Consider the following 11863-nt stretch of genomic DNA (forward strand, 5'->3'; position numbering starts at 1 on the left):
GCAGGGCTTTGGTACGGCACATCCGTGCGGCCGGCCGGCCCCCCGCGAGCGCCGGAGCACCCGGCGTGGCCGGCGGGCGCTCCTGCGTGCATCGCCGACGCGCGCGCCCCGATCAGGGCCCCTCCTCCGGGAGGATCCGTACCTCGGCGCTGGGCATGGCCGCCCACCACCGGTCGTAGCGGCGGTAGACATCGGGCTCACGGCCGGCCAGCAACGCCAGGAGCGCCTGCGCCTCGCCGGCCAGTTCCTCCCACGTCCGGCTGGGCAGCGGGTGGAACGCGGTGGCCTCGATCCCTCCCTCGACCGGCCGCCACACGCCGGCGACCGCACCGTCGACCAGCAGCGTCGGCAGGACGTCGCCGTTGGACCGGGTGACGACCTTGCGATAGTCGGGTGGGATGACGCGGCTGCGGTCGGCATAGGCCAGCAGGATGTTGTCCCACATGGGCAGCAGCCGTGGCGGGGCCGGTGTGTCGGCTGCCGGGCGCGGCGCGCCGGGCAGGTCGAACAGCTCCGTGCCGTCCGGCCCTGTCAACCGTTCGAGCGCTCCGGCCAGGGCGTCCATCGCGCCGCGGGCCCTGGAGCGCGACACCAGGGCGAACTGCGCGACATCGGCCACCGATGCCGGCCCGAACCCCTCCAGGTAACGCAGCACCAGCGTCTTCAGGGCCTGGTCGGCCGCCGTTCCCAGCGTCGGCGCGATTCCCGCCGCGACGTAGGCCGGCCGCGCGCCGAACGACCAGGGCCGGCCGGTAACGGCATGCAGCAGCGGCGCGTAGGACCGCAGCGCCCACCACACCCCTTTCGGTGGCACGCCGAGCCGCGCCTGGATCCAGGTCTGGATCTCCGCCGCGGTCCTGGGCCGGTCCGCGAAGGCCAGGAGCTCGCCGACCAACGCGTCAGCGTCCGCCGCGGTGAGGCCGCTGCCGGTGAAGCGCCGATCGCCGAGCCTGGCGGCGCGTAACGAGGGCTGCATCGCCTCGTGAAAGGGCGGGTAGTCCTCGGCGTGGACCGCGTGCAGCGTGATCCGCAGGAGCGTCGCCTTGACGATCTTACGGTCGGCGAAGGCCGCGTCCAGGTCCGCCGGCTCGAACCCCGCGAGCCGGTTCCACAGGGCCAGGTACGGCGAGGCGGCGTGCTGCGCCTGCAGGGCGACCACGCGGCGCGCCCCTTCGGCGACATCCAGCATCTGCCGTTGCAGGAGCAGTTGGCGGGTGAGCGTGGCCCGGTTGAGCTCCCGCGCGGTGAGCCGCATCCGTCAGCTCCTCTCAACCGGCGGCGTCGGGTCGCCGGTCGTGGTCCGGGACCGAGCGTCTGGTCGGCATAGGTCGATCATTGTAATGTCACCGCTCGTCCGGGATCTCCGGGTGCACGACTTGCACGCACGCACGGGGCCCGGGAAGCCACGGGAGGGGACCGGCACTTCGTCCAGCGCCTGCTCGGCGAGGTGAAGCCCGGGCGGGCCGCTGATCGTCTACAGAGTGGCGCCGACCATGACGGACAGGTCGACGAGGCGGTTGGAGTAGCCCCACTCGTTGTCGTACCAGCCGACGACCTTGACCTGCGAGCCGAGCACCCGGGTGAGCTGGGCGTCGAAGACGCAGGAGGCGGGGTCGGTGACGATGTCGCTGCTGACGATGGGCGCCTCGGTGTAGGACAGCAGGCCCTTGTACGGACCCGCCGCGGCCGCGGCGTACGCGTCCTTGACCTCCTGCACGGTGGTCGGGCGGCGGGTGGTGACGGTCAGGTCGGTGACCGAGCCGGTCGGGACGGGGACCCGCAGGGCGAAGGCGTCGAGCCGGCCCTGGAGCTCGGGCAGGACCAGGCCGATGGCCTTGGCCGCGCCGCTGGAGGTCGGGACGATGTTGAGCGCCGCGGCGCGAGCGCGGCGCAGGTCCTTGTGCGGCGCGTCCTGGAGGTTCTGGTCCTGGGTGTAGGCGTGAACGGTGGTCATCATGCCGGAGTCGATGCCGACCGCGTCGTGCAGCACCTTCGCCAGCACTCCGAGGCAGTTGGTGGTGCACGAGGCGTTGGAGATGATGGTGTGGCGTTCCGGGTCGTAGGCGTCGTCGTTCACGCCGAGCACGATCGTGACGTCCTCGCCGCTGGCCGGGGCGGCGATGATGACCTTCTTCGCGCCGCCGTCCACGTGCGCGTGCGCCTTGGCCGCGCTGGTGAAGATGCCGGTGGACTCGATGACCACGTCCACCCCCAGGTCCGCCCACGGCAGGTCGGCCGGGTCGCGCTCGGCCAGCACCTTGACCGTGGTGTCCCCGGCACGGATCGCGCCGGGCTCGGCGACGACCTCGCCGGGGAACCGGCCCAGGATCGAGTCGTAGGCCAGCAGGTGGGCCATGGTCGCCACGTCGCCGAGGTCGTTGACCGCGACGATCTCCAGGTCGGCGCCCCGGGCCGCCGCCGCGCGGAAGACGTTGCGGCCGATCCGCCCGAAGCCATTGATGCCAACACGAACAGTCATGGGTGTCTCTCCCCTTCAACCGGGACTACATCATAAGCATCTTATATAAATTCTCAATATATAATCAGGGCGTGAACGACGACATCTCCGACGACGACCTGGACGTCAACGCCTTCACCGCGGCGATCGAGAACTTCAACCGCTTCTACATCCGCCTCCCCATGCTGGAGAAGCTGTCGTTCACGACGCTGTCCGTGCTGGACACTCTGGCCTTCAGCGGCAGCCCGATGCGGCTGACCGACCTGACCAGGACCGAGCAGGTCAGCCAGCCCGCCATCACTCAGCTGGTCACCCGGCTGGAGCGCGACGGGCTGGTGGAGCGCCGCCCCGACCCGAGCGACGGACGCGCCGTCCTCGTCCACATCACCGAGGCCGGCCGCCGGATCGGCCGCTCCCGCCACGCCGACCGGACACGCCATCTGGCCCCGCTGATCGCCCAGCTGACCGGCGAGCAACGGCGGGCGATCGCCCACGCTCTGCCCGCCCTCGCCCGGCTCGCGGAGCTCGGGCGCGCCCAGCGGCCCGCCTGAGCCCTGGCATCACTCCGGAGAATCCCGGCCCAAGCCTGACGCGGGGACATCAGAGCTGCCGGCAGTAGAAGACGACCGGCACCGCCGTACACCCGAGCTTCTCGTACAGAGCCCTGGCGGGCGCGTGGAAGGGGTCGCCTCCGGTGCCGATCTCGACCACTTCCGCTCCGAGGGCTCGCATGCCCGCGAAGGCGTGCTCGCGCAGCGCCGCGCCCGTGCCATGCCGGCGGTGGCCGGCCGCGACGGCGAGGTGCGAGATGACGCCGTTCCCGCGCGCCGTGTCGACGCTCCAGGCCACGTAACCGGCGATGGCGTGGCCCGTCTCCGCGACCGAGACGTGCTTGTGCGCGGCCGGGTCGTGCAGCCCGGCGACCTGCTCACGGCAGTCGTGTGCGGTGAGCCGGCCCTCAGCTACGGGTACGCCAGGCGGCGAAGCACCTCATGACCCGCCACCTTAGCGCCTTCGCGCCGTTGGCCCCATCGCTTTCGGACCGCGGGCGCCGAGGAAGGGGTCCGTGCCGGTTGGACGGGGCGGCCCTCCGCCGCATCGGTGAAGGCGCGGCGTCCCTCGACGACCGCGCCCTCACCCTGCGCCGGATGCCGGCCGGTTCACTCACACCCGGCAGGCCGGTTCAGTCCAGCCAGCGGCCGACCCCGCGCACGGTGACTTCAAGCAGTTCCGCCGGATTCTCCGGATCGGGATAGTAGATGATCATCGTGGTGCCGGCCGGCAGCAGCAGCTTGACGGCCTGGATGCACCCTGCCACGGCCTGCCGCTGCTGGTCAGGCCCGGTGCCGCTGATCGGGACCGCGTCGCACACCCCGCCCCGGTTGTTCATGACGAGCCGTAGCGTGGAGTCACGGAGCGCCACCTCCCGCGTGGCGACGCGATAGGCGAGCTGCGTCTCGAGGTGCCAGGCCGGAGGCGCGATGGGCAGGCCGAACTCCTGCCTGTACAGCAGGCCGAGGCGGTGTTCGAGGGCCGCCAGGTCGTCGTGCAGCCCGCTCTCGACGGTGTAGCCCGCCCACTTCTCCAGATCGCTGGACGGCGGCAGACTCGCGATCGGCAGTCCGCTCGCGTCGAGCACCCGTCCGGACTCGTCGACGATGTAGCCCTGGTTGTTCAGCCGCTTGATGGACTCGCTCACGTCCTTGAGCTGAAGCGCGGCGTCCTCGAACGGGCAGTGCCCGCCTTCCTGCAGGCATCCGATCGGAAGAGTGCGCAGCAGCGACGTCGCCAGATCGGACTCGTGGATCGCCGAGAGGATGGTGCGATCCGACAGGTGCTCGCGCAGGTACATCGTCCCCCAGACCGAGTTGTACTCGGCGAATCGCAGTTCCTCGGGGACGAGCGACTCCACGAAGGTCCCCTTCCACTCGCTCGAGTACTTGTTCCAGTCGGGATCCTCGGACAGGTCCAGGGCCCCGGTGATGCAGTCCGAGAACGCCTTGCTCCCGCGCGCGGCGGCCTTCCCCGCGGCGTTCTTGCAATCGTTGATCAACGACAGCTGGGAGGCGCCGTTGAGCAGGTCCAGCCCGGTCAGGGCCATGTACTCCTCGGCGAGACGGTGGGTCTCGGTCTCCCGGTCGGAGATCCCTCTCGCCGCGAAGTAGAACAGCGGGCTCAGGACGACGGACATGCAGGCGTCCTGAGCCTTGCCGACGAACTGCTTCTTGCAGTGCTCGATCCGCTCTTCGGCGTAGCCGTCCGGGTCGTGGAGCGGCCCCTTGGGGTCGTTGAGGATCTTCTCGACGTAGGCGTTGCAGTCGTGGTACCCGGGCAGGCCGTTCTCGGGCCCCGACTTGCAGTGTCCGTACCACTCGCCCTTGAGCTCGCGGAGGCGCTGCTCGGCCTGTTCCCGATAGTCGTCGAACACTTCGGCGGCGATGCGAGCCGCTTCGGACGCGCTCTTGCCGGCCGCGAGCTGCGCGGCGTACGCGGTGTCGTAGGCGGCGAAGGCGCTGGCCGCGTCCTGTGCCGCCGAGACAGCCGAGGCCCGGGCCCAGCGGGCCGAGAGTGACGCCTTCCTGGCCGACTGCTGAGCCTGCTGGGCCGCGGCGGCGGCGGTGCGGACGGCCTGCGCGGCCCGTTCGGCGGACGCGGCGGCGTCGCGGGCGTGGGCGACGGCCTCGGTCGCGAACGTCCGCGCCTGCTCGGCCGCTCTGCCGGCGTCGTTCGCGTACCCGATGGCCTCCTCCGCCGAACCGCGGGCCTGTGCCGCCGCGGCCTGCGCGGTGCGCGCGAAGTCGACGGCGCGCTGCGCGATCTGCGAGGTCTCGATCATCAAGGACGTGGCGATGTAGTTGTGCGTCGCGGTCGCGTGGTCGCGCTCGGCCGCGCGGTGCCGCTCCACCTCCAGGAACTCGGCCTGCATCGCCGTCGTGCCGGCGAGAGCGACCTGGGCGCCGTTCCGCACCTCGGTGCCGTGGGACTCGTCGCCGGCGATCGCGCCGACCTTCGACCGGACGTCCATCGTGTACGCGGTGTTGTGCTTCACCAGCAGGAACTCCTCGAGGGCGTCCGGATCGTCCGAGCGCAGGGCGAGGTTCGCCGCCTCCTCGGTCTGCGCGTGGCCGGCGCCGCGGGCCTCAGCGAGGATCCGGCCGATCTGCTCCCGCTGTTCGGCGGCTCGCTCGGGGTAGTCCGGGTCGTCGAGGAAGGCGATGACGTCGGGCCACCCGCCGTCGAGGGCGTCCTGGGCGGCGGCTCTCATGGCCGGGGTGCCGGTGACCATGAGACCGGTCAGGGTCGTGCGGTCGTCCTGCTCTTCCGCGGCTGCGAGCCCGCTCCTGACGAACTCGACGGCAAGAACGTCGTCGTCCTCGCCGAGCGCCGCCATGGCCGCCGAACTGGTCCACGTGCCGGGCACCGTCGCGAAGTATCGAGCCACCTCGCGCGCCTTGCGGGCCGCCAGGGTGGCCTCGGTCTGCGGGCTGGCGGCCTCGGCGATCAGCGCATCGATCTCGGGCGTGTGATAGCGGCCGATCGGGACTCCGAAGCCGCGGGCGTCCCCCAGCCGGGCCTGCGCGGCTTCCTGACTGATGTGCCGGGCGAACGACAACTCGAGCTCCAGCTCGTGCCTGAGCCGTTCGGCGTCCGCCGCACGTGCCGCCTTGTACACGATCTGGGCCGTCTCGGCTGCCTTCAACGCGTCCTCCGCCGCGCGGTAGGCGTTGTCGGCGTGCTGCGTCGCCAGCTCGGCCGCGTTGACGGCGCTGCCCGCGTGCTTGGCCGCGCTCGCCGCGGCGCTCGCTGCCTGCTCCGCGTAGGACACCGCACGCGTCGCGGCATCTCGCGCCTTGCCGGCCGCGTCCTTGGCGATGTCCGCGTGGCGCACCGTCTCCGCGGTGGCGCGCTTCGCCCGTTCCGCACTTGCGCCCGCACGCGCCGCCGCCGCGAACGCGGCCCGGGCCTCGGCGCTGGCCTCCCCCGCGTAACGGCCGGCGGCCTCGGCCGCGCGTCCGGCCGCCTCGGTGTTCGCCCGCGCCGAATCGGCGGCGGCGACCGCGGCGTACGCCTGCTGGGTCACGGCGGTGATCTGATCGATGGGCGAGAGCCAGGCGGAGATCTGCGGGCCGATCTGCTGCATGACCCGGTTGTGGTTCTCCGCCGTGGCAGCGGCCTTCGCGTCCAGCTCCGCAGCCGCCGCTGCCGCCCACGCCTCGTCGGACTTCGTGTGCGCCCGCGCCGCCGCGGTCGCCGCGCGTCCGGCGGCACCGGCTGCCGCGCGCGCGGCCTCCGCGGCTGCCCGCGCGGCTTGTACGGCGACGCTGGAGGCGGCCGCGGCGCGGTCGGCGGCCTCGGCCGCGCGCCGGGCCTGGCGCCTGGCCTCCGCCGACTCCTGCCCGGCCTGCGCGGCGAGGCGTTCGGCCTCCTGCGCGTCGTTCTTGGCCGCCGCGGCCTCGGCCTTCGCCCGCTCGGCCTGTGCGACTGCGGAGACCGTCTCGAACGCCGCGCGGCGGGTCGCCTCCGTGGCACTCGCCCGGAGATCGTTCAAGGTCTGGTTCTCGTTGTCCCGGGCCTGGGCCACGCCCCAGTCGATCTGGACGAATCGCTCCTGCATCTCCAGGCTGCCGTCCTGAAGCGCCCGGTTCGCCGCATCCTGCACCTGCGGGCCGCCTTCGGCCATCGCCCGGTTGACGACCGCGCGAAGGTCCAGCTTGTACGGCAGCCGCCACCCCGACTCGATGAACTGCCCCAGAGCCGCACGCGACCCGTTGCGCAGCACCGCGTTCGCGGCAGCCTTGACCTCCGGCCCGCCGGCCGCCTTCATCTCGTTCACGCTGGCGCGCAGGTCGATCTCCCGAGCGGTCTCCCAGCCACCGTCGAGGAACTTCACCACGGCACCGGAGTCGTCCGAGACCAGGGCGGCGTTGGCAGCGGCAGCCACCTCGGGCCCTCCGTGGGCCTTGATGCGGCCCACCTGTTCACGGTCGTCCTGTGCCACGAGCCGGGGCAGCTCGGCCAGCAGAGCGCAGATCGCCGCCTTGTCCCCGAGCAGAGCCTTCTCCGCGGCCGGGCGCACGTTCACGCCGCCCGTGACCCACGCTTCCAGAACCATCTGACGTTCGCACACCGGCGCGGCGGGCGGATCCGCCACCGCGGCCTCGGTGATCGGGCTGCCCATGAGAAGCAACGCGAGCACGGTGCCGATGACCCCTGCCGTCCGCCAAGGGGTCCTGTCGCGTAACGCTCGAATCGTATTCACGTCCACCATTTCCGTCGATGCGGTCAAGGCCTGGGCTGAACGGCCGGCCGGAGGTCCCGTGCCGGCCGGCCGTTCAGTTCTCAGCTGACGACCCGCAGTTCCAGGAGGGTCTCTTGGCAGTTGTCGGGATAGTCCTGGTGGCTCTCGTCACAGGTGGTATCCGTGCGTCCGAACTGCTCGCTCTCGTCCCGCTCGACGCGCTTGGTGCGCTCCGCTCCGGAAGACACGTTCACGACTGTCGCGTCCACGTCATGTCCGGCCCCAGGCGAGCGGCTGTCTCCCTGGACCTCGTAGACGTTCGGGATCCGCAGCTTCACCCATCCTTCGGAGCCGAGGACCTTGAAGCAGACCGCCGTCACGCCGAGATGCGGCTCGCCGATCTCGGTCTGGCCGTTCAGCAAGCCCGGGAACACCTTGATCACGCCGACCCCGTTCTCGGGGGACGCGGTGCACGAGACCCAGATGATGCCGCCGTTTCCGGAGATCAGCTCGAAGTTGCGCGCCTCGGCCTCGTCCGTACCCCAGTCGTCCTGGCCGGAGGTGCCCGCGAACGCGTGCGGGAAGTTCACGGGATAGGCGAATCGCTCCACGATGGAGTCCGGGCCGATGGCGGGCGACACGGTGACCGGAACCACCCGTACAGGCGGAAGCGCCCGTCCCGCGAAATAGGTGATCTGGTCGCCTGGCCGGTAGAGGAACAGGTGGCTCTGCCCGCCCGTGCTCCGGTAGTCGAAGGCGATCATACGGTCCTTCGCCATCTCCAGGTCATAGCCGCCGATGCCGGCCGAGCTGTGGAACACCGCCGTGAACGAGTTGCCCGCGCCGTGTTGCAGGATCCAGGCCGTCTGCCCGCCCGGGCGGTAGAGCAGCAGATGATCCAGCTTCCCCGAATGCTCGTAGTCGAAGGCGATGATCTGATCCGCCGCGCTCTTCAGGTCATAGCCGCCGATGCCGGCCGAGCTGTGGAACACCGCCGTGAACGAGTTGCCCGCGCCGTGTTGCAGGATCCAGGCCGTCTGCCCGCCCGGGCGGTAGAGCACCAGGTGATCCGGCTTGCCCGAACTCGTGTAGTCGAAGGCGATGACGCGGTCGCGCGCGTCCTTCAGGTTGTAGCCGCCGATCCCACCGTCGGCCGAGGCGTAGACCGGCGTGAACGTGGCGCCACCGCTGTGCTGGAGAATGTGGGCCATCCCGGTCCCCGGCCGGTACAACAGCAGATGATCCAGCTTCCCCGAATGCTCGTAGTCGAAGGCGATGATCTGGTCCTCGGCGCTCTTCAGGTCATAGCCGCCGATGCCGGCCGAGCTGTGGAACACGGCCTTGAACGTGTTGCCCGCGCCGTGCTCGAGAATCCAGGCCGTGTGCCCGCCCGGACGGTAGAGCAGCAGATGATCGAGCTTCCCCGACCCCGTGTAGTCGAAGGCGATGATGCGGTCCCGGCCGTCCTTCAGGTCGTAGCCACCGATACCCGTGGTCGAGGAGAAGACCGGAGCGTAGGTGCCGTCCGCGTTCCGCTTGACGATGAAGACGATCTGCGAGCCCGGACGGTAGAGCACCAGGTGGTCCAGCTTTCCCGAATGCTCGTAGTCGAACGCCACGACCTGATCACGGTTGTCATCCAGGTCATAACCGCCGATCCCGCTCAGGCTGGATCCGTACCGGGTGAAGGACGTGGTGGGCTCGACCGCGACCGTACGGACCCAGCTCGCCAGGTCGTCCACCCGCACCGCGTCCCCGCCGCGCGTCCCGTCGCCGGCCGCGCCGAGGCAACCGCCCTGCCCCGCGCCGGAGCTGAGCCCGACGAGCTCCGCGCGGCTCCCGTTCGTGCGGAGCACCGGCGCGCCCGCGTCACCCTGGCAGGCGCTCACGTCGCTGCCGTCCGCCCCCGTCCAGTCGAACGAGCCGGCGGCCACGGCCCCGGCCACGACCGGCGCGGCATGCAGCCGGTTGGGCGCCCACTGCTCAGCGGTCCGGCCAAAGCCGGCGACCTGCAGCGCATCTCCCGCGGCAGGAACGGTGGAGCCGAGCGCGACAGGCGTGATGCCGACGGCCCGCAAGGACAGCTTGACCAGCACGACATCCCGGTCGCGGTGCGGGTGGATCCACTCCACGGGCAGCACCCGCCCGCCCGACCCGGACAGGTCCGTCCTGCCGACCGTCACCGTCGTCGCGGTCTTCGGCGCCCCGCTCGTGACGGACTGCCCCTGAGAGGCGAAACAACTGGCGGCGGTGAGCACCCACTGCGGGCTGACCAGGGCTCCGGTGCAGCCGTGGGTCTCGCCCACGCTCACCTTCGCCACGAAGCCCCAGGTGCCGTCGGCCGCCGGGCTTCCGCCCCTTACCGCCTGGGCCGGCGTCGCTCCTGCCCAGAGCACTGCTGAGGAGACGACCATCAATAACGAGAGAATGGTGAGGTGTAATGACCGGATGATTCGGTGGAGGTTCACGGCACGATTGTGAAGATCACGCCTTCTGCGAACCAGGGCGTCGCCCGGGCATGAGGCGGACATCTGCTCAGCGGAGCTACCTGCTTGGGCCTTCGCTTCCTCGAGAGCACCGGGGTCCAGGGCGCATGACGACCGTCGGCGTGCCGGAGGAGACGGGGTGGTCACGCCGATGCCGGGCGATGAATTGACGTTGCCGCCTTCTCCGCCCGGCTGGGATGATCTCCTGCTCTACTCGGCGCTCTTGATGATGGGACGCACGGCATGGCACCTGACAGTGGAACCCCCCAGAACCCGGTGACCGCGGTGAACGCGCTGACCAGCCGGTGGGCAGCGACCTGCTCGGGGGAATCGGTCGTGATGGCAGGAGCGGGTGTCTGGCCGCTGCTGGCGTACCTGGCGTCGGCCGCCGCGGGGCCGGGACGAACAGAACTGCAGGACGCCATCGGGATGAGCGCCGCCACCGCCTCCCACGCGGCGCGGACCCTCCTGTCGACCATGGAAGGCTCGCCGGCGGTCCGGTCGGCGCTAGGACTGTGGATCAGGCGGGACCTGCCGCTGCTCCCCGGCTGGGCCGGCACGCTGCCCGAGGGCATGCGCGGCGAGTTGAGCACGGACCCGGTGGCGGACCGGCTCCGGCTCGACGCCTGGGCCGCCGAACAGACCGGCGGGCTCATCCCCGCCATGCCCGTCCCCTTGACCGACGAGACGTGCCTGATACTGGCCGGCGCACTCGCCGTCCGCACCACCTGGCTGCGCCCCTTCGCCGAGGGTGTGGACCTGATCCCCACCGGCCCATGGGCCGCACGCGAGATCCTCCTGCTGCGCCGCAGCACCCAGCTGCTCGACCGCGTCCAGGTCGCCGACACCCCTACCGGCCCGCTGACCGTGCTTCGCGTCATGGGCACGAACGGAATCGACGTCCACCTCGTCCTCGGCGACGACTCCTGGAAACCTGGCGAGGTTCTCACCGCAGGCATCGACGTACTCGCCGGGCGCCACCCCTCACGAAAGGGGGACGCCCTCCCTGTGGGACACCCGGGCCCCGGGATCAGCGTTCGCTTCGTCCGTGACCACAAGCCGTATGACAGGCTGAACGTCACAGTGCCGAGATTCACCGTCACCTCCGCCCAGGATCTGCTGGACCTGCCCCAGGTGTTCGGCCTGGCCACGGTGACCGACACCACCCGCGGGCACTTTCCCGGCATCAGCACCACGCCGCTCGCCATCACCCACGCCCAGCAGAACGCCCTGGCCACCTTCCAGGCCGACGGCTTCCAGGCCGCCGCGGTCACCGCCACTGGGGCGGTCGCCAGCGGAGTGACACCGCGGCCTCCCTATCGCGCCAAGCACATCGACGTCGATTTCGTCCATCCCTTCGGATTCCTCGCCGTCGACCGCCGGAGCCGCCTGATCCTGACTGCCGGTTGGGTCGCCGAGCCCGAAACCTGGGATCCGGAAGCAGACGACAGCCCCTGGATCTGAACGAGAAGACAGGGAACCCCGCGCCCGCACTCGACCTCCACGGCGGATCGGAGGTCCGCGACCCGCCACACGCTCCAGCCCGAGCAGGCGACCGCCGGAGCGGGGCGGTGGCGGCCTACCCGACCCGCTGCGGCCTCGATCGGCGTGCCGGGCGCGGGCGGCATCACCGCAGGCGAGGTCGCCGACCGCGCGGTATGTGACGACGCCCCGTTGGAT

The 11863-nt window shown here is 71.1% G+C and carries 7 protein-coding genes; 2 read left to right on the top strand and 5 right to left on the bottom strand.

Annotated features, from left to right (window positions below; translation table 11 throughout):
- Positions 1-112: 112 nt before the first annotated feature.
- Positions 113-1255 (bottom strand): winged helix DNA-binding domain-containing protein, encoded by a 1143-nt coding sequence (locus tag ACBJ32_RS45115; RefSeq protein ID WP_375132070.1) that lies wholly within the window; start codon positions 1253-1255, stop codon positions 113-115.
- Between the two features lie 219 nt (positions 1256-1474).
- The gene (gap, locus tag ACBJ32_RS45120) at positions 1475-2479 is read right to left on the bottom strand and encodes a type I glyceraldehyde-3-phosphate dehydrogenase (protein WP_375132071.1); all 1005 of its coding nucleotides are present in this window, start codon (positions 2477-2479) and stop codon (positions 1475-1477) included.
- 71 nt (positions 2480-2550) lie between these two features.
- Here gap and ACBJ32_RS45125 point away from each other — a divergent pair, with 71 nt between their 5' ends.
- Positions 2551-3009: a MarR family winged helix-turn-helix transcriptional regulator gene (locus ACBJ32_RS45125; RefSeq protein WP_375132072.1), complete on the top strand. Its 459-nt coding sequence runs from the start codon at positions 2551-2553 to the stop codon at positions 3007-3009.
- Between the two features lie 49 nt (positions 3010-3058).
- On the opposite strand, the gene ACBJ32_RS45130 is transcribed toward ACBJ32_RS45125, so the two are convergent.
- From ACBJ32_RS45130 to ACBJ32_RS45140, 3 genes are all read right to left on the bottom strand, one after another.
- Positions 3059-3373: a GNAT family N-acetyltransferase gene (locus ACBJ32_RS45130; protein ID WP_375132236.1), complete on the bottom strand. Its 315-nt coding sequence runs from the start codon at positions 3371-3373 to the stop codon at positions 3059-3061.
- Between the two features lie 268 nt (positions 3374-3641).
- Positions 3642-7718, bottom strand: coding sequence for a DddA-like double-stranded DNA deaminase toxin (locus tag ACBJ32_RS45135; protein WP_375132073.1), 4077 nt, complete (start codon positions 7716-7718; stop codon positions 3642-3644).
- A gap of 80 nt (positions 7719-7798) precedes the next feature.
- Entirely contained in the window at positions 7799-10228 is a 2430-nt protein-coding gene (locus tag ACBJ32_RS45140) for a trypsin-like serine protease (RefSeq protein ID WP_375132074.1), read from the bottom strand.
- Positions 10229-10426: 198 nt separating this feature from the next.
- Between ACBJ32_RS45140 and ACBJ32_RS45145 the strand changes: the two genes are divergently transcribed.
- Positions 10427-11647, top strand: a complete 1221-nt coding sequence (locus tag ACBJ32_RS45145; protein WP_375132075.1) for a serpin family protein — start codon at positions 10427-10429, stop codon at positions 11645-11647.
- Positions 11648-11863 lie beyond the last annotated feature (216 nt).

It is taken from the genome of Nonomuraea sp. GTA35 (assembly GCF_041950525.1).
Taxonomy (GTDB): Bacteria; Actinomycetota; Actinomycetes; order Streptosporangiales; family Streptosporangiaceae; genus Nonomuraea.